Consider the following 17,906-nt stretch of genomic DNA (forward strand, 5'->3'; position numbering starts at 1 on the left):
TTCTCGTCACCGTTCGATAGCTTCGCGCCTCGGATCCACGGGTAGACTCCAAGCGTGGACGTCCTCAAGATCACGCCGCGCGGATATTGCCACGGCGTCGTGGAAGCGATCCGTGCCGCCAAGCAGACCGCCAAAGCCCGTCCCGGCGAGAAGATCCGGATGCTCGGCTACCTCGTTCACAACACGCACGTGACCGACGAGCTGCAGGAAAACGGCATCGAGCTAGTCGACAGCGACAACCGCCTGGAGGGCCTGGAGACGATCGACGGCGGCACCGTGATTTTCACCGCGCATGGCGTCTCGCCCGCGGTGAAGGCGAAGGCCGCGGAGCGCGGTCTCAACATGGTGGACGCGACCTGTTCCGATGTCGTCGTCACGCATGATCTCGTCAAGGACCTCGTCGAACGCGGTTACGACGTGGTCTACATCGGCCGCCGTGGTCACCCGGAGCCGGAGGGCGTCGTCGGTGAAGCGCCGGACAGGGTGCACCTGGTGCAGGACCCGCAGGATGTCGATGCGCTCGACCTCAAGAACGAGAAGATCGCGGTCACCTGTCAGACCACGTTGAGCATCTGGGACACGGCGGCGATGATCAAACGAGTCCGCGAGAAGTACCCGCAGACGGAGGCCTACAACGAAATCTGCCGCGCAACGCAGGACCGTCAGGAGGCGGCCGTCGAGGCCGCGAAGGACTGCGACGTCGTGATCGTCGTCGGCAGCGAGCGGAGCTCGAACTCCAAGCGCCTGGTGCAGGTGGTCAAGGAGCTCGCGCACAAGCCGGCCTACCTGGTGGACACTGCGAGGGACATCAAGCCGGAGTGGCTGCAGGGAAAGGCGCGCGTCGGGGTCACCTCCGGCGCGTCCACGCCCACCCAGCTCACCCGCCAGGTGATTGAGTACCTCGAAGCTCTCGAAGCGCCGCGGTAGACTCGCGCGGCAATGAAACCGGTCACGGGACTGGTGTTGGGCTCGGTGGTGTTCACGGTCGGGCTCGTGACCGGGCTCAAGTGGGTGCCCGCGTCGGTTGCGGACGCCATCGAGTACGGCCCGGCGGGAGCCTGCCAGCAGCCGACCGCGAACGGATCAGGCTGCTGGACCGAGGTGGGTGCCGTGGTAACCGCGACACATGTCGACCCTCGCCCGCGTGGAAACAGCAACTGGGTTGTGGAGCTCAGCGACGAGTTCGGTCGCCAGCGTCCCCAGGTCGCCCACCGCGACGTCTTCTACCATCTGACACCCGGTGAGCCGGTCTCGGTCAGGTTCTGGAAGGGTCGGGTCGCCCTCATCCACGTCCCCGGCGCCGGCGACCTGCCCACCGACGACGAACCGGGCCGGCAGCTCGGCATCGCGAGCCTGAGCACGGTGTTCGCCGTGCTTGGCGGCTTGGTCGTGTTTCTCGGCGCGCTTGGTGTGCACCGGCACTCGGGGTCATGGATGCGCTCAGTGACCCGCACAGAGTGGAGTGAGGATCTCTTCGATATGGTTGCGCCGCCCGCGCGGCTATGGTTCCAGGCTATCTGCTTCATCCTCTTTGGGGGCCTGGCCGCCACCACCATCGCCTGGGTGTGGTTCGATGTGCCCCTCCTCGCGGCTGCAGCCGCCAGCTTCGGTTTAGCGGCGCTCTGCTGGGCGTGGAGTCTGCATCACCGAGCGCGCACGGTGATGGAGGAGCGGCATTTGCCCCGAAAACCGCGCTAGTCTGTCAGCGTCTTTGACGTTCTTCTTCCAGTACCTCAAGGGGTGAGTCTCATGCGCCTGTACCCCGATGTCTACGGCCGTCGCTTCGCTTGGATGCTCGCCGACCTCGTGATGGTCGCGTGGATTTACCTGTGTGTTCGGGCGGGCCTGTGGGTGAACAATCTGGTCCTGCAGCTGGACGCCCTCGCCCAGGGCGTAATCAATGCCGGCAAAACGTTCGATAGCTGGATCCTGTCCTTCGAGCAAGGGATCCCGAATAACGTGCCCTACCTCTCCGATTTCCTGCACCGCACGGCGGAGGCGCTCAAGACCCATTCCGGCGATTCCTTGATCTCGGCCGGCATGGCGGGCTCTCACGGCATCCACCTTCTGGCGCTCATCCTGGCGATCATCGTCACGACGGTCCCCCTGGTGTTTGCCCTGGCCATCTTCCTGCCGCGCCGGCTGCGGCTGATCGCCGACATGCGCGGGATCCACGTGACGTTGCGGCGGGCCCTCGCCCAGCCGGAGCTGACCTCCCAGATGATGGAGATCCTGGCCGGCCGGGCGATCTACACGCTTCCCTACAACCAGCTACTCGCCTACTCGCACAACCCGGCTGAGGACTGGTATCTGCGGCGGTTCGAGCCCCTGGCGCGGGCCGAGCTGGAGCACCACGGCCTGACCGTGGAACGTTATTTCGGACCCCGACCGGCCCTCGACGCCTGAGTTCGATCTCGCAAGAAAGTCGAGCGGCTACAGGTTGCTCTGGAGAGCCGCCCAGCCGGCGGCCTCCTTGCTAATGGCCATTCAGCCACCGCCTCAAGCCACCGCCCCGGAGTTCTTCCCGATCGCCCCGGCACGGACCGAAGATTCTGGACTCCCAGTGGCGCGGCTGGCCGACCTCCTCCTGAAACACATCTATTTCAAGTCGCCCATGTCGGCCAAGGACTGGGCGGCGGCATTGTGCCTGCCCTATCAAACCGTGACGCCGGCGATCCAGAGCCTCGTGGAGCAGGGCTGGGCACAGACCATCGGCCGGATGGCGGGACCGTCCCAGAGCCATGACTTCGGGGAGACGCTCGGGTACCTGATCACCGACCCGGGGCGGCTCCGCGCTCGAGACGTGCTGGCGCGCGACCACTACGTTGGTCCGGCACCGGTGCCCTTCGCGCAGTACGACGTGTCAGTCCGCGCCCAGGTCAGCCAGGCTGACGTGACCGCGGCCTGGTTGACCCGGGCGCTGCAGCACCTCACGCTCAGCCCGGACCTGCTGGTTCAGCTCGGTCCTCCGGTCAACGCCCGAGCGCCACTATTTCTTTACGGCGCGCCGGGCAACGGGAAGACCACCATCGCCGAAGCCTGCGCCGAGCTCCTGGGTGAGCCGATCTTCATCCCCTATGCGATCGACATCGAGGGCCAGGTGATGCGCCTTTACGACCCGCTCCACCACCAGCGCATCGTGCGGCAGATGCCGGTGAACTTCGACCCGCGCTGGGTGCTGGTCAAGCGGCCCTTCGTCAAAGCCGGCGGCGAGCTGACGACGGCGCAGCTGTCCCCCTCATTCGACCCGCTGATGCGGTACTACGAAGCGCCGATCCATCTCAAAGCCAATGGGGGCATCTTCCTGCTCGATGACTTCGGGCGCCAGGACTCATCGCCCCGCGCCTTGCTGAACCGGCTGATCGTCGCCCTCGAGCGACGCATCGACTACCTGACGCTCGCCGGCGCCGGCATGGCGGTCGGCGCCCCGTTCGAAGCCATGGTGGTGTTCAGTACCAACCTCGAACCGGGATCACTCGTCGACGAGGCGTTTCTCCGGCGGGTGCGCTATAAGATCCACGTCCCCGACCCGACCGCGGTCGAATTCCGGCAGATCTTCGAGCGGGCATGCAAGGAGTTCGAGATCGTCTTCAACGAGGTCGGCTACCAGTACGTGCTCGACCGGTATTACAAGCCCTTCAAGCGGCCGATGCGGGGATGTCAGCCGCGCGACATCCTCAACCAGCTCGACGAGGTGGCGTACTTTCTGGGGCGCCCGTCGCGGCTGGAACCAGACCTTATCGACCTCGCCTGTCGCTCCTATTTCGTCCAGGCGTAGCCGATCAGACTGGTTAGCTGCGAATCTGGTTATAGAACTCGAGCTGCCAGCGCCACTCCTTGCGGTCGTCCGCGTTCCACCAGCTCTTGAGGATCCCGGCCTCGCCGCCCGGGAGGAGGACGACCCGGCCGATGTCCTGCTCGGTCGGCCAGCCGTCTTCGAGCGTGATGGTGGCACCGTGCCGAACGAGAAAACTCATCGGTCCGGGCTGGTGGCGCTCCAGTCCGTTGCCGCTCGCCAGCACGTTGCCGCTCGCGTCCCGAACCGTCACCTGTAACTTTGTTGGGGCCGCGTGAACCAGAACGCGGTCGCCGGCATCTTTCTCACTGATGCGGCTGCGAGCAAAGGACAGCCCCGTCGCACCCGGTCCCGGCAACCAGAGGTCCCAGACTTCGATCCCGTCACTCATGCACTGGTTTTACATCAATCCAGGTCAGGTCGTGGCTGTCGCGGATCGTTCATAACCCTGCGCGCGAAAAGAGCCGAGACCACCATTCATCAGGTCGGGCAGCGGCCCAGTGTCGCGAAAGCCGAGCTTCTCCGCGACTCGGCGGCTGGCGCGGTTCTCGACACCGGCCCAGAGTGTGAAGGATTCAAGGCCGAGCTCGTCAGCGCCCCAGCGGAGGATCCGCTCGCCCGCCTCGGTGGTGTAGCCGCGGCCGGAGCGATCCGACCGGATCCAGTAATGCAGCTCGGCGCTCCCGTCGGGGTTGCGATTCAAGCCCATCACGCCGAGGACGAGGTTTTCTTCCATGACGGCGAAATGGAACTCCTCACCGTCCTCCCACCAGCGCCCAGCATCGGTCGCGTAGTGCTGGTTGCCTTCCAGCGTGATGTCGGTGGCCCACGGCATCCAGGGCAACAGCTCCGCCCTCGATGCGCGGGCGGCCTGATAGAGACCCTCGGCGTGGCGGCCCTCTACGGGTTCCAGGCGCAGCCGGCGGGTGACCAACGGCGTCCTCGGTTTCATGGCCTAGACGCAATGACACCCGGGATTACTCCCGGGCGCCACTGCAGGAGGCGAGGCGTTCGAGGTTAAACCGTTAGGTGCGGACCTGCTTGATGAGGCGGTCCTGCGCCTCGAAGATGATGTCCTGGATGTCAAGGGCGCTGGGGCCGGATTGGTCCATGCGGTAGGCGAGCTGGGGATCGACGGCTTCGACGATCTGGCGCAAGCGGGCCTGCATTTCGATCGGGACTTCCATCATGTCGCTCTCGAGCAAGCGTTCCACCTGTTCCAGTGCCTGGTAGAGCGAGTACCGAAGCGTCCGGCGTGCCGACTCTTCGCGGCGTAGCTGGTTGAACCATTGGTCCTGCTGGTTGATCATCCTGAGCGTGTTCCTGAGCATGGTCTCCCCCTAGCTCACAAACGAGCGCCGGCACACTGCGCGCCGTCCGGCGTCTGCCGCCGCCGGTAGTTCCCCTTTCACGCGTGAGCCTTGGTTCGCCTACCTCCCCCTAAATATGGGGCTTGACGATCCGATCCAGCACAAGATATAGGTTTGCCGCATCATACCGCCGCCCTGCGCCGGTGTCAAGGACGGCCAACGCGCACACGGTTGCAGTTATCCACCAAGCCTTCCCGGTTTCTTTCCCACCCTGACGACACTCTTCTCGACGTAGCCCGCTAACTTGATCGGGGACATAAAAATACGACCCGCGGTTTGAACCGTCCAGACGGAACATTTGTTGCGTGCCTTTTTCCACCAACTGCTAACAGAGCGTGCATAAGTCCTGTGGAAAAGTGGTGCAGGATGTTACGGCTGAGCTCGGCTGTTGTACTTTTCGAGCGTCGCCGACAGCGCCGACGCGAGGTCGATCCCCAGGTAATTTGCAAGCAGGATGACGATGAACAGCACATCACCAAGCTCATCGGCGATGGAGCCGTCGGCATCCTTTGCTCCACGTGGCTTGTCGCCGAATCGGAAGTTCAGCTCGCGTCCGAGTTCGCCGACCTCCTCCGCCAGCCGCGCGTACTGCGACAGCGGCGACCAGTAGTGTCCGCGTTGTTTGATCCAGGCGTCGACGAAAGCCTGGACTTCGGGAAGGTCGGACGGAAGCTCGTGGTCGTCGGCCACCGGTCAGATCGCCGGCAGACGTTGCCGCAGGGTCAGCGCGTCGTGAAAAAGATCGCCCACCTCGAGCAGCCGATCGCCGATGGTTTTGATCGTCCACTTGTCGGGGCGCAGGCGAGGATCATCGAGCTCTTTCCACGCGATCGCAGTCGACACCGGCGCGTGGATCGCCGGCCGCACCGAGTACGGACCGGCCAGCGTCTTGTTGATGACGTTCTGCGTGTAGTCGATCCTGATCTTGCCGGTGCGACGCTTGACCTCCCAGATCTCGGTCACCTTGTCCGGCATCAGCTCCGCAATCATGTGCGCCAGCTTGGCGACGAAGTTACGGCTTTCTTCCAGCGTGTAGCGGCGCTCGATCGGGATATAGATGTGCAGTCCGGTCTGGCCGGTGGTCTTGAGCACCGCTTTGAGCTGGAGGTGATCGAGCGCGCTTTTGAGCACTTTCGCCACAGCGATGATGTCTTTGAACGTCGCGCCCTCGGCGGGGTCCAGGTCCACCACGGACCAATCGGGGTATTCCGGTTTGTCGAACCGCGAGTACCAGGGATGCATGTCGATCACCGCGTGGTTTGCGAGCCAGGCCAGCGTTGCGACTTCCTCGATGAGGATCCAGTCTTTGAGGCTCTTCTGGTCCTGGTAGCGGAAGGTGGGAATCCAGTCGGGGGCGTAGGCCGGCTTGTCCTTGACCCAATAGCTCTTGCCGTGGATGCCGTCGGGGTGCGGGTTCATCGAGAGGGGGCGGTCTTGGTAGTGAGGGATCATGACGGGCGCCACCTGGACGTAGTAGCGGATCAGGTCGCGCTTGGTGTACTTGTCCTCCGGGAAGAGCACTTTGTCGAGGTTGGTGAGATGGACGACCCGGCCGCCGATTTCCCAATTTCCCTCTTTCGCAATGGCGTCGAGCGCTTTCAACTCGGAGGCGGTCGCCCCGCGAATCTTGGTGCCGAGCTGCCTGGCAATCTGGGCGGCCGCCCGGCTCAGCGGCGTGTCGGGGATGTCGGTCACGGTGGCCTTCCGGGGTGAGGCCACGCTGGGGCGCGCCGCCGGTGTTGATGTCTTCTTCGCGACGCGGGCGCGCTGCGTTGCGCCTTTCGCCGCGGGTCGGGCCGCAGCACCGGCGATGGCTTTGGCCCGCGATGTTTCAGGGGCCGTGTCGCCGGGCAGTTCGCGGCGGACCTCGCGCGGATCGACGTCGTCGCGCGGTCCAAGGAAGACGGGCTGCCGCATGACGCCGTCGCGCGTCCACTCGGTGAATTTGACCTCCACGACCAACTGCGGTTTCACCCACGTCGGTTTCTCGTTGGCATGAGGCGGCGGTCCGCCGAACGGCGGTGTCTTGACGATCAGCGGCTTCATCAGCTTGTTGAGCTCAGCGAGGGTCCGTTCGTCGAAGCCGCCCCCGACGTGGCCGGTGTAGACGAACCTGCCGTCCTCGTAGACGCCGACCAGGAGAGCACCGAAATGCTTGCGGCTGTTCCGCGGTGCGGTGAAGCCGCCGATGACGACTTCTTGCTGAAGGATGGCCTTGATCTTCCGCCAGGCACCGCTGCGTGCGCCCGGCTGGTAGGGGCTGTCACGCCGCTTGGCTACGATGCCCTCCAGGTGATTCTCCTTGGCGGCCTTGAAGAAGGCCGTGCCCTCACCGATCACATGCTCGGAAAACTTGAGGAGCGACGTATCACGCATCACGTTCCGCAGCAGCCGCTTGCGGTCCTCGAGCGGCACCTTGAAGAGCCGCTGGCCGTCCAGGTAGACGATGTCGAAGACAACGTACTGCATCGGGTGCTCTTCAGTCCCGCGGTTCTGCAGCAGCTGGAAGGACGGCCGGCCTTCGTCGTCCAGGGCGACGATCTCGCCGTCGAGAATCGCCTGGCGGGCGCTGACGAGTCCGGCGACGGCCTGCAGCTGCGGATACTCATCGTCGACCCATCGGCCGGCACGGGTTTGTAAGCGGACCTTGCCCCCGTCGATGAAGCTGATCAGGCGGATCCCGTCCCACTTGACTTCGAACAGCCAGTGCTCGTCATCGAAAGCCTTCTCGAAGAGCTCCGCCTTCATCGGGTCCAGGCTTTTCGGCATCGGGCCCTTTTCCGCGTTCGCGAGGTTGATCAGGCCGCCTTCGCCTTCGGCGCGGCGGCTCGACCAGACCGCGTCCTTCCCTTGCTCGACTTCTTCCTTTGTCCGCCCTGTCTTCACCGACGTGTCGAATTTCTCGATGTCGAAGCCCGGATCGGCGCATTCGTCCTTCTTCTTGATCAGGAGCCAGTCCTTTTCCGATCGGGTCCGGACCAGCGCGTAGCGGCCGCAAAGGCGCACGCCGCTGAGGCGGAACTTCACTTCGCCCCGCCGCAGCGATTCAGCCGGGGTGGACTCTTCCAGCTCGAAGGTGCCCCAGTCCCAGATCATCACGGTGCCCCCGCCGTACTCACCCTTGGGAATGGTGCCCTCGAAGTCGTAGTAGCTGACCGGGTGGTCTTCCACGTGGGCCGCCAGGCGCTTCTCGACCGGGTTCAGGGTCGGGCCTTTGGGAATGGCCCAACTGACCAGCACCCCATCCATCTCCAGCCGGAAGTCGTAATGAAGTCGCGTCGCCCAGTGCTTCTGGACGACGAAGCGGTTCTGCCCGCTGGGCTCCGGGGTGCCCTTGGGCTCGGGCGTCTTGCTGAAATCGCGTTTTCGCTGGTACTCGGCGAGCGAACGCGGCATCGAATTCAGTTTGACAGAATGCTTTCGATGGCCTCGAAGCCGCCGCCCGCTGTGCGTGAAGTTGACGCCGCCACCACGCAGCACCTCATCACCCATCGACGCGACCTGCACGCCTCTCCCGAGCTGAGCTTCAAGGAGGATGAGACGGCGCACTACATCGCTGAGCGGCTGGAGGCGCTCGGGGTCGACAAGCTGACGCGGGGGGTCGGCGGCACGGGCGTCGTAGCCGAGATCCATGGGGAGCGGCCGGGGCGCTCGGTGTTGGTCCGGGCCGACATGGATGGCCTGCCGCTGACGGAAACGGTGGATGTGCCCTTCCGCTCGAGGCACGTTGGGGTGATGCATGCCTGCGGCCACGACGTCCACATGTCGATCGCGTTGGAGCTCGCCCGCTGGCTCGCGGATCGGCGGCATGAGCTACCAGGGATGGTTCGTTTCGCGTTCCAGCCGGCCGAGGAGCAGGCAGGCGGCGCCAAGCCGATGATTGACGCGGGGGTCCTTAACGGCATCGACCGCGTGGTCGGTCTGCACGTGTGGTCAGGGCTGCCGACCGGTCAGGTCGCGGTGCCTCGCGGCATCGTGATGGCGAGCGCGGATATGTTCACGCTGACCATTCGCGGACGAGGCGGTCACGGGGCCCAGCCCCATCTGACGATCGATGCGGTCGTCATCGCCGCGGAGGTGGTAGTGGCATTGCAGACGCTCGTGAGCCGAGAGACGCCTCCGCTGGCCCCCGCCGTGATCACCCTCGGCAGTATCCACGGCGGAACCGCCGCTAACATCGTAGCGGGTGAGGTCGTGATGCAGGGTACATTGCGCACCTTCGATGCGGAGCTTCGGGCGCGCCTCCTGTCGCGCATCGCGCAGGTGGCCGAGGGGATTTCCAGCGCCATGCGAGGCAGCAGTGAATTCGAGCACAACTCGGGAACGCCACCGGTTGTCAACGATCCAGCGATCGCGACCCTGGTTCGTGAGGCCGCGACCAGCGTCCTGGGCAAGGAGGCGGTGGTGACGTTAGAGCCGCTGATGGTGGGGGAGGACTTTGCCTACTTCCTCGAAGAGCGCCCCGGTTGCTTCTTCATGCTGGGCGGGGCACCCGAGGGACCGCCGGTTGTCCATCACACGCCGGAGTTCCGGATCGATGAGCGGTGCTTGTCCGTCGGCTTTCAGGTCATGTCCGCGGCGGTGCTGCGGCTATTGCAGCCGGACTAAAACTTAGGCTTGCGGAGACTCGGCCGCACGCTGAAGCCGATCAGGATCAGGCTGGCGAGCAGGGCGAGCAGCATGCTCAACCAGTTGATGGGAAGGCCGGCCACCGCGGCCAGCAGCCCGAGGGACGAGGCGAGCAGGGTGACCATGCCGAACATGCGGATCACGCGGTAGATGCCGCTGCGGTATGGGACATGGATGCGGGCGCGGAACCCGCCCAGATTGCGGGGCAGGTCCAGATCAGACGTCGAGGACGGCGCGATGTTCTTGGCCAACTCCGTCTGGTATAACGAGCGACTGCCTCCGGACCCGTCACGCCGTCGTTACAGTCGACTGCCGGGAGGATGACGGGCGGCTGAGATGGAGTGCCCACCTATAATTTCGAGCGATGCCCACGGCGCTCCGGGACGCGCGCACGGTCGAGCAGGCAATGTCCGGCCAGTTCGCGTTCTGCTTCCCCAGCACCAGCCTCGCCCAGGCGGCCAGGATGATGGCGCAGAACCGGGTCTACGAGCTGCCCGTGATCGTCGACCAGCGAAGCCTGGGCTACGTGTCCTATTTGGACATCCTGCAGCGTTATGTCAGGGCCCAGCTGGGCGCCCGCGCGGCCGACATCGTGCGCACCCCTCTGCCGGAGGTGCGTCCCGAAGCACCGCTCGCGGAAGCGGTGCGTCTGCTGCGTGAAAGCGGGCGGCAGGTGATTCTGGTGACCACTCCTGCCGGCATGCCGGTCGGCGCCCTGACGGCGCGCGACGTCGCCCTCGCCATGGCGGCCGCCTGATGCCGACGCTTAGCAGAGTCCTCCAGCCACTGGGACCGACCTGCTCGGCCGAGGTAAGTGCCGCCGACGCGGTCAAGCAGCTGGCTGCCTCGTATGCCGACGCGCTGCTGGTGGTGAAGAACGGCGTCTTCGTCGGCCTGTTCGGGCATCGCGAGGCCCTCGCGGCGTTCACCGACGGCGCTGGGCCAGTTGAGCAGTACATGCGCCGGCCGCTGCCAGGACGCAATGTCGCCGACTCGCTGGAGTCCGGCGCTGACATCATGTACCGAGAGGACACGCCGGTCGTGCTCATGACGGAAGATGAGGGTCCACTCTTCAAGAAGACGTCGAAGACGGTGGGCGTGGTCAGCGCCCACGAGGTCCTCGAGGAGATCGGCAAGACGACGACCGACACGGCCTCAAACAAGGTGTTCGTCGGCCGCCGGGACCTCGGCCTCAACGTCCCCGTCTCGCCCTGCCAGCGCGCCTGTCCGATTCACCAGGACATCGCCGCTTACGTCGACTACGTCTCGCAGGGCCGCTATCTCGACTCCTGGCTCGTGATCCATGAGACCAACCCGTTTCCATCGATGCTCGGCCGCCTCTGCAACCATCCCTGCGAGACCGACTGCAAGCGTGGCTGGGTGCAGGGACCGGAGAACGCGGTCTCGATCAAATCGCTCAAGCGCTTTGCCACGGACTACGCCTGGGCTCGCCGGGTACGTATCGATTGGCAGCGCGCGCCGGAGAATGGCAAGCGGGTCGCCGTCGTCGGTTCCGGGCCGGCGGGGATGACCGCGGTGCAGGACCTCCGCCTCATGGGATACGGGGTCGATCTCTACGAGCGAGAAGCCAAGCTCGGAGGCTTGCTCTCGGCCAGCATCCCGCACTTCCGTTTCGATCACGACCAGCTGCTCTGGGAGATCCAGATGATCGTTGACATGGGCGTCAACGTCCACCTCAGCGCGAACGTGGGCAAAGACATCAAGGTCGAGCAGCTGCTCAACGACTACGACGCCGTCTTCATCTCGGTCGGCATGATGACCGGACGTATCCTCCCGGTGCCCGGCTCCGATTTGCCCGAGGTGATCTCGGCCATGGAATTCCTGCGGGTACGGTCGTACGACATTGTCCCGGACAATTTCCCGCGTGGCGGCGACGTGGTCGTCATCGGCGGTGGCGCGGTGGCCACCGATGCCGCCCAGACCTCGATCAAGAGTGGGGCCCGCAAGGTGTGGATGGTGTCGATCGAACCCGCCGACCGGCTGCCCGCCTTCGGCAACGAGCTGGTAGAAGCCCGCGAGATCGGGTTGACGCTGCACACCGGTGTCATCGTGAACGCGATCAAGGCGGATTCGAGCGGCCACGTCAACGGCGTCGAGTTCATCCGGGTCGACGAGAACAAGCTGGAGTTCGATCCGGAGAGTGGCAAGCTGCTGATCAACACCGTGCAGAAACTGCCGGGGACCGAGCATGTGATCCCCTGCCGGTATGCGATCTTCGCGTCCGGCCAGATCATGGACTTCCCCCAGGACCAGGGCGTGCCATTGACGCCACGCAAATTGTTGGAGGCCGACACCGGCGCGCACACCAAGGTGGCGAAGCTGTTCGCCGGCGGGGACTGTGTCCAGGGACCCTCGTTCATCGTCGACGCCGTCGCCTGGGGACACCGGGCCGCGCGCTCGATCAACGAGTTCATCGGGGCTTCAGTTCCGCGCGATGCCAAGCCGCTGACCGTCATCGAATCGACCGACGACCACCGAGAGGCGGATTATTACCTGCGCGAGGAGCCGCCGATCCTCCCGGCCGAGAAGCGCATGGACATGACGCCGGTGGAACTGCCCTGGAACGATGAGCAGGCGATCACGGCCGCACTGCGCTGCTTCCAGTGCGACACCGTCCACCATGTCGACGAGTCGACGTGCATCCTCTGCGGGGCCTGCGACGACGTCTGCCCCGAGAAGGCGCTGGACGTCGTCGTCGCCGGCGAAAACCGCGACACCTCGAGCGGTGGCTTCGTCGAGATCTGCAACACGGTGCTCGGCGAGGAGTTCGGTGGCAAATCCGGCAAGATCCTCGTCAACTACGACCGCTGCACGAACTGCCGGATCTGCGAAGACCATTGCCCTGTCAACTGCATCACTTTCCAGCGGGTGCGCTTCCGCGACGACGCGATGCAGATGATTCCGCTGACCCTGGTCGCGTCCGGCGGTAAGGTCGCGGCGAAGGCCGGGGTCTGAGATGGCCCGGATCACAGTCAACGAACCGGTGACCGCGGCGACAACCGCCGCCCGACGGCGCGGGCCCGTCCTCTGGCGGTTCGTCCCGCTCGCTTTTTACCTGCTCGCCTTCACCCTCGTGCGCGGCGATCTCGCTCGGGGCAACGTGGCCGATCTGTCGCTGCACCTGTATTTCGCCGCGATGGGCCTCTACGTCGGCGGCATGTTCTTCTATTTCGCCTTCTTCGCGTACCGCACCGAGGCGCTGCGCTGGGTCGGGATCGCGCTGGTCGGCCCGGGCGCGGTGCTCCACCTTGGCGCGATCGTCACGCGCGGCTTTGCGGATGGCCACTACCCGCTCGCCAACATGTACGAGTACAGCTCAATGCTGTCGCTGGTCGCGGTCACGGTCTTCTTGCTGATGACGATCCGCTGGCCGGTGGCGTCGCTGGGTGGCGGTGTCGCCCTCTTCGTGGTCGTCGCCCTGATGGGGATCGGCTACGGCCTCTACCAGTCACCCGAGCCGCTGGTGCCGGCCTTGCAGAGCTACTGGCTCAAGATCCATGTCTCCAGCATGATGGCCTCCTCCGGCATCCTGGTCTTAAGCTTCGTCTTCGCCGCGCTCTACCTGGTCAAGGACCGCAGCGCCAGCGTGAAGTCGTGGTTGAACGGCTCAGCGATCGCCGCCCGTCTGCCCTCGCTGGAAACGCTCGACCGGTTGACCTTCCGCGCCATCTTGCTCGGCTTTCCCATCTGGACATTCGGCACGATGGCCGGTGCCATCTGGGGCGAGCACGCGTGGGGCCGCTGGTGGGGTTGGGACCCGAAGGAGACCTGGGCGGCCATCACCTGGATCATCTACGCGATCTACCTGCACTCGCATAGTCTTCGCGTCTGGCGCGGGCGGCGCACGGCGCTGATCGCGACGGCGGGCTTCATCTCGATCATGATCACGCTCTACGCCGTCAACCTGTGGATCGTCGGACTTCATAGCTACGCGAAGGGCGCCGGCTAACCCGCGGTCTCACTAACCCTGACGCGACGAGGCTGACGTGAAATTTCGGCCTCGGTTGATCCCGGCTCCGCCGAGTCATGTGTCCGGCCTGCTGAGTCCCAGCTGGCGAACCAGCCTCTACGTCACCTGTGTCGCGCAGGCGACCGCCATGCTCGCCTTCGGATTCGTGCTGCCGTTTCTCCCGCTCTACCTCAAGGAAATTGGGGTCAGGCCGGACAGCGCGGTGGTCTTCTGGTCGGGCGCGCTGGTCGCCAGCACCGGCATTTCGCTCGCCATCTTCAGCCCGATCTGGGGCGCCCTTGCGGACCGGCACGGCCGCAAGCTCATGGTGCTGCGCTCGATGCTGATCGGCGGGCTGATCATCGCCCTGATGGGGCTGGTGCAAAACGTGGAGCAGTTCCTCGTCCTGCGCATCCTCCAGGGCGTGTTCACCGGCACGATCGCCGCAGCGACCGCGTTGGTGGCGGGCATCGTGCCGCGCGAGCGGCTCGCCTGGAGCATGGGGCTGCTCCAGACCAGCGTCTACGTGGGCATCTCGGCCGGCCCGGTGCTCGGCGGTCTGATCGCCCAGGCCGTTGGCATCCGCGGGACGTTCTTCGTCGCCGGGGCGATGCTGGCGATCGCCGGGATCTTCGTCTGGCAGTTCGTCCACGAGCATTTCACGCCGCCGTCGATGATGAAGCGGCCGGGCTTCTTCAAGACGGTGGGCATCGGGCTGCGCTCGCCGATCCTGATGCCCCTGATGGTGACGCTGCTCCTGGTCCAGCTGAGCTCGGCCATCGTCTTCCCCATCCTGCCGTTGTTCGTCGAGCGTCTCTCGTCGGCTACGGACCCGGTCAAGCTCTACGCCGGCCTGGCGTTCGGAGCGACGGCGGTCTGCAGCGCGCTTGCCGCGCTCTTCTACAGCCGCCTCGTCGATCGCTCCGGCTACCGGCGGATCCTGATTCTTGCCTGCTTCGGTGCCGCCCTCTTCTTTCTGCCGCAGGCTTTCGTGAAGAACATCGGCCAGTTTCTGTTGTTGCGCGCCGGGCTCGGCATCTTTTTCGGTGTGCTGATCCCGGCGACCAATGCCATCGTGGGTCTCTCGACACCGCCCGCGCTTCGCGGCTCGGCCTATGGGCTGACCAGCAGCGCGACCGCGGTCGGCAACGCGATCGGGCCGCTGCTCGGAGCGACGCTGGCGGCCAGCTTCGGCTATCCCTCGATCTTCATCGCCACGGCCGGGGTGCTGACGCTGCTCGGGCTGTGGGTGATCCTGCGGGTCCGCGAACCGATGGCCAATCCCCCACCGTAACCCTCCCCCGCAAGCGGGGGAGGGAAAATGCCTTAAGGCCGGTACACTCATCGAGATGCCCCTGCTCGAGCAGTCTCTCGTGGACAGCGTGATCAAGCGCGCGCTGCGGTCTGGCGCCGATTTCGTCGAGCTCTTCGTCGAGCGCAAGCGCAATCAGTCGATCAGTGTCGAGGAGAGCAAGGTGCAGCGGGTCAGCTCCGGCAATGACCTGGGCGCCGGGTTACGCATCATCCACCAGGGAACCGTCAGCTACGTGTACACCGAGGATCTCTCGGAAGACGGCCTGCTCAAGACCGCCGACCTGGCGGCGCAGATCGGGCGGCGCGGCGGTGGGAAGTTTGCTTTCGGCGAGTTGACCGGGACGCCGAAAAATCTGCAGCGGATCGAGGTGCCGCCGGACACCGTCGGGGCGGAGGCGAAGATCGAACTGTTGCTCGAAGCCGATCAGGCGGCCCGAGCGGTGAGCGGCGCTGTCAAACAGGTTGCGGTCGGCTACGGCCAGAGTTCGCAGGAGGTGCTGGTCGCCACCTCGGAGGGCATCCATCATGCCGATTCCCGCACCCGCGTCCGCCTCATGGTGCACGCTGTTGCCGAGCGCAACGGCGAGATCCAAACCGCGATGGAAGCGCCCGGCATGCAGCGCGGCTTCGAATTCTTCGACGACACCTCGGCGGCCGAGTATGCTCGTGCCGCCGCCGAGCGCGCGGTCGCCCTGCTCGATGCCGCGCCGTCGCCCGCCGGTCAGATGGCGGTGATCATCGGTAACGAGTTCGGTGGGGTTCTCTTCCACGAAGCGTGCGGGCACGGGCTCGAAGCGGACTTCGTCGGCAAGGGATCGACCGTCTTCACCGGCAAGATCGGCCAGGCGGTCGCGAGCCCGATCGTCACGGCCATCGATGACGGCACGATGCCCAGCCGCTGGGGAACCTTGACCGTCGACGACGAAGGCGTGCCGACCCGCCGCAATGTCCTCATCCAGGACGGCGTCCTCGTCAGTTACATGTACGACCGGCTCCGGGCCGGTCAGCAACACCACCCGGTCACCGGGAATGGTCGTCGCCAGTCCTACCAGCACCTGCCGATCCCGCGGATGACCAACACCTTCATCGCCGCCGGCGCGCACACGGTGGAGGACATCATCGCGGCCACACCGCGGGGGCTCTACGCCAAGAAACTCGGTGCCGGGCAGGTCGATGTCACGAGCGGTGACTTCGTCTTCGCGGTCACCGAGGGCTACTTGATCGAGGGCGGCCGCATCGGCCGGCCGGTGCGCGGCGCGACGATCGTCGGCAACGGGCCGCGCGCCCTGCACAAGATCGACATGGTCGCAAACGACCTCAAGCTTGCCCCCGGCACCTGCGGCAAGGAAGGTCAGGGCGTCCCGGTGTCCGTTGGCCAGCCAACCATCCGCATCTCGGAACTCACCGTCGGCGGCACCGGGGTGGTACCCGGCGGCGCTATGCGGCAGTGAACCCGATCGGCGAAAGCGTCCTGGCGCGCTGCAAAGCGCACGGGGCGGAGGACGCCGAGCTGTACATCTCGCGCGGCACCGAGTTCACCGTCCGGGTTTACAAGGGTGAGATCGAGTCCCTGGTGTCAGCGGAAAGCCGTGGGATCGGGCTTCGCACCTTTCGTGAACAGCGCGTTGGCTTTTCGTACACCTCCGACTTCGAGCCCGCGGCGCTCGACAGCCTGGTGGATGAGGCGCTCCTCAATGGGCGCTACAACCACGCCGACGACGCCAATGTGTTGCCGGACACCCGGCCCTTCGACCCGCTGGGTGGGCTCGCGTCACCGGCGCTCCTCGGTGTCGACCCGCAACGAAAGATCGACTTCGCACTCGAGATGGAACGGCGCGCGACCTCGCTCGATGCGCGCGTCCGCCGAGTCAGCGATGCGATCTACAGCGATGGCAGCGGCCAGGTCGAGATCTACAACAGCCGCGGGCTCGAGGCATCCTTCGACCGGACCGTCGCCTACGGCGTGCTGGAGACGATCGCCGAACAGGACACCGAGATGCAATCCGGGTTTGCCTTCACGCATGGCCGCGACCTGGACAAGCTGGATCTGGCCGGGGTGGTGAAGGAGGCCGTGGAGAACGCGGCGGGCCTGCTGGGCGCGCGTCCGGTGCCAACGGCGAGCGTCCCGGTCGTGCTGCATCCGCACGCCGCCGCGATGATCCTCGGTGTGCTCGCCAGCTCTTTCAGCGCGGATGCCGTGATCAAGCGGCGCTCGTTGCTGGCCGGGAAGGTCGGCGAGCAGGTGGCCGCGGCGATCGTGACCATCACCGACGACCCGCGTCTTCCCGAAGGCCTGGCGAGTCGGCCGTTCGACGGCGAGGGTGTGCCGGCCGCCCGCACCGAGCTGATCGCCGCGGGCGTCCTCAAGGGCTATCTCCACAACACCTACACGGCGATGCGCAGCAAAAGCCAGTCGACCGGGAGCGCCGTACGCTCCTACAAGAGCGTGCCCGAGGTGGGCGTCTCGAACCTGGTGCTCAAGCCCGGCAATCTTTCGCGGGAGGCGCTGCTGACCCGCGTCAGCAACGGGCTGCATGTCTCGCAGCTGACTGGCTTGAACACGGTCAACCCCGTTTCCGGGGAGTTTTCGCTAGGACTCACCGGCCACTGGATCGAGAACGGCCACCTGACCCGGCCGGTCAAGGAGCTGACGGTGGCGGGCAATGTCATCGCCCTGATGCAGAAGGTGGTGGCCGTCGCCGACGACCTTCGCTTCATGTTCGCCGGCGGTTTCTGCGGCAGTCCGACGGTGCTGATCGAGGAGCTACCCGTCGGCGGTCTCTAGTCGCGCGCGTCCGCTAAGGCCCGTTCTCACTCTGCTCCTCCT

Annotated in this window: 17 protein-coding genes; 11 read left to right on the top strand and 6 right to left on the bottom strand. The window is 65.4% G+C overall.

Annotated elements, in window-relative coordinates; all coding sequences use genetic code 11:
- Positions 1–54 precede the first annotated feature (54 nt).
- From VHK65_07600 to VHK65_07615, 4 genes are all read left to right on the top strand, one after another.
- A complete protein-coding gene (locus tag VHK65_07600; GenBank protein HVS06017.1) occupies positions 55–927 on the top strand; it encodes a 4-hydroxy-3-methylbut-2-enyl diphosphate reductase in 873 nt (290 codons plus the stop codon).
- A gap of 12 nt (positions 928–939) precedes the next feature.
- On the top strand, positions 940–1,698 hold the full coding sequence (locus tag VHK65_07605) for a hypothetical protein (GenBank protein ID HVS06018.1): 759 nt from the start codon (positions 940–942) through the stop codon (positions 1,696–1,698).
- A gap of 51 nt (positions 1,699–1,749) precedes the next feature.
- Positions 1,750–2,406, top strand: a complete 657-nt coding sequence (locus VHK65_07610; GenBank protein ID HVS06019.1) for a hypothetical protein — start codon at positions 1,750–1,752, stop codon at positions 2,404–2,406.
- A gap of 157 nt (positions 2,407–2,563) precedes the next feature.
- Complete coding sequence (locus tag VHK65_07615; protein ID HVS06020.1) at positions 2,564–3,778, top strand: AAA family ATPase; 1,215 nt, start codon at positions 2,564–2,566, stop codon at positions 3,776–3,778.
- Positions 3,779–3,791: 13 nt separating this feature from the next.
- On the opposite strand, the gene VHK65_07620 is transcribed toward VHK65_07615, so the two are convergent.
- The 5 genes from VHK65_07620 to ligD form a co-directional block, all read right to left on the bottom strand.
- The gene (locus VHK65_07620) at positions 3,792–4,187 is read right to left on the bottom strand and encodes a hypothetical protein (GenBank protein HVS06021.1); all 396 of its coding nucleotides are present in this window, start codon (positions 4,185–4,187) and stop codon (positions 3,792–3,794) included.
- 24 nt (positions 4,188–4,211) lie between these two features.
- Positions 4,212–4,748 carry a GNAT family N-acetyltransferase gene (locus VHK65_07625; protein HVS06022.1) on the bottom strand — a complete coding sequence of 179 codons (537 nt, stop codon included), beginning with the start codon at positions 4,746–4,748 and terminating at the stop codon, positions 4,212–4,214.
- Between the two features lie 73 nt (positions 4,749–4,821).
- The gene (locus VHK65_07630; GenBank protein ID HVS06023.1) at positions 4,822–5,127 is read right to left on the bottom strand and encodes a hypothetical protein; all 306 of its coding nucleotides are present in this window, start codon (positions 5,125–5,127) and stop codon (positions 4,822–4,824) included.
- A gap of 408 nt (positions 5,128–5,535) precedes the next feature.
- Positions 5,536–5,856: a nucleotide pyrophosphohydrolase gene (locus tag VHK65_07635; GenBank protein HVS06024.1), complete on the bottom strand. Its 321-nt coding sequence runs from the start codon at positions 5,854–5,856 to the stop codon at positions 5,536–5,538.
- Positions 5,857–5,859: 3 nt separating this feature from the next.
- On the bottom strand, positions 5,860–8,562 hold the full coding sequence (gene ligD / locus VHK65_07640; GenBank protein ID HVS06025.1) for a non-homologous end-joining DNA ligase: 2,703 nt from the start codon (positions 8,560–8,562) through the stop codon (positions 5,860–5,862).
- 27 nt (positions 8,563–8,589) lie between these two features.
- Between ligD and VHK65_07645 the strand changes: the two genes are divergently transcribed.
- Positions 8,590–9,774: a M20 family metallopeptidase gene (locus VHK65_07645; GenBank protein ID HVS06026.1), complete on the top strand. Its 1,185-nt coding sequence runs from the start codon at positions 8,590–8,592 to the stop codon at positions 9,772–9,774.
- Here VHK65_07645 and VHK65_07650 read toward each other — a convergent pair.
- A complete protein-coding gene (locus VHK65_07650; protein HVS06027.1) occupies positions 9,771–10,046 on the bottom strand; it encodes a hypothetical protein in 276 nt (91 codons plus the stop codon). The genes VHK65_07645 and VHK65_07650 overlap by 4 nt on opposite strands.
- A 113-nt stretch (positions 10,047–10,159) precedes the next feature.
- On the opposite strand from VHK65_07650, the gene VHK65_07655 reads away from it, so the two are divergent.
- From VHK65_07655 to VHK65_07680, 6 genes are read left to right on the top strand one after another with little or no spacing between them, the layout of a single operon-like run.
- Complete coding sequence (locus VHK65_07655; GenBank protein ID HVS06028.1) at positions 10,160–10,552, top strand: CBS domain-containing protein; 393 nt, start codon at positions 10,160–10,162, stop codon at positions 10,550–10,552.
- Positions 10,552–12,771, top strand: a complete 2,220-nt coding sequence (locus VHK65_07660; GenBank protein ID HVS06029.1) for an FAD-dependent oxidoreductase — start codon at positions 10,552–10,554, stop codon at positions 12,769–12,771. The genes VHK65_07655 and VHK65_07660 overlap by 1 nt, the downstream gene beginning before the upstream one ends.
- 1 nt (position 12,772) lies before the next feature.
- Positions 12,773–13,765 (top strand): c-type cytochrome biogenesis protein CcsB, encoded by a 993-nt coding sequence (gene ccsB, locus VHK65_07665; GenBank protein ID HVS06030.1) that lies wholly within the window; start codon positions 12,773–12,775, stop codon positions 13,763–13,765.
- A gap of 37 nt (positions 13,766–13,802) precedes the next feature.
- Positions 13,803–15,059 carry an MFS transporter gene (locus VHK65_07670; protein ID HVS06031.1) on the top strand — a complete coding sequence of 419 codons (1,257 nt, stop codon included), beginning with the start codon at positions 13,803–13,805 and terminating at the stop codon, positions 15,057–15,059.
- Positions 15,060–15,114: 55 nt separating this feature from the next.
- The gene (locus VHK65_07675; protein ID HVS06032.1) at positions 15,115–16,530 is read left to right on the top strand and encodes a TldD/PmbA family protein; all 1,416 of its coding nucleotides are present in this window, start codon (positions 15,115–15,117) and stop codon (positions 16,528–16,530) included.
- The gene (locus tag VHK65_07680; protein HVS06033.1) at positions 16,527–17,864 is read left to right on the top strand and encodes a TldD/PmbA family protein; all 1,338 of its coding nucleotides are present in this window, start codon (positions 16,527–16,529) and stop codon (positions 17,862–17,864) included. The genes VHK65_07675 and VHK65_07680 overlap by 4 nt, the downstream gene beginning before the upstream one ends.
- Positions 17,865–17,906: the final 42 nt, after the last annotated feature.

It is taken from the genome of Candidatus Dormiibacterota bacterium (assembly GCA_035544955.1).
GTDB lineage: Bacteria > Chloroflexota > Dormibacteria > CF-121 > CF-121 > CF-13.

What these genes read in the sequence shown, in the direction of transcription:
- ligD (HVS06025.1), bottom strand. Translation starts at nt 8,562, where the DNA reads ATGCCGCGTTCGCTCGCCGAGTACCAGCGAAAACGCGATTTCAGCAAG.
- VHK65_07605 (HVS06018.1), top strand. Translation starts at nt 940, where the DNA reads ATGAAACCGGTCACGGGACTGGTGTTGGGCTCGGTGGTGTTCACGGTC.
- ccsB (HVS06030.1), top strand. Translation starts at nt 12,773, where the DNA reads ATGGCCCGGATCACAGTCAACGAACCGGTGACCGCGGCGACAACCGCC.
- VHK65_07660 (HVS06029.1), top strand. Translation starts at nt 10,552, where the DNA reads ATGCCGACGCTTAGCAGAGTCCTCCAGCCACTGGGACCGACCTGCTCG.
- VHK65_07620 (HVS06021.1), bottom strand. Translation starts at nt 4,187, where the DNA reads ATGAGTGACGGGATCGAAGTCTGGGACCTCTGGTTGCCGGGACCGGGT.
- VHK65_07655 (HVS06028.1), top strand. Translation starts at nt 10,160, where the DNA reads ATGCCCACGGCGCTCCGGGACGCGCGCACGGTCGAGCAGGCAATGTCC.
- VHK65_07625 (HVS06022.1), bottom strand. Translation starts at nt 4,748, where the DNA reads ATGAAACCGAGGACGCCGTTGGTCACCCGCCGGCTGCGCCTGGAACCC.
- VHK65_07630 (HVS06023.1), bottom strand. Translation starts at nt 5,127, where the DNA reads ATGCTCAGGAACACGCTCAGGATGATCAACCAGCAGGACCAATGGTTC.
- VHK65_07645 (HVS06026.1), top strand. Translation starts at nt 8,590, where the DNA reads ATGGCCTCGAAGCCGCCGCCCGCTGTGCGTGAAGTTGACGCCGCCACC.
- VHK65_07610 (HVS06019.1), top strand. Translation starts at nt 1,750, where the DNA reads ATGCGCCTGTACCCCGATGTCTACGGCCGTCGCTTCGCTTGGATGCTC.
- VHK65_07675 (HVS06032.1), top strand. Translation starts at nt 15,115, where the DNA reads ATGCCCCTGCTCGAGCAGTCTCTCGTGGACAGCGTGATCAAGCGCGCG.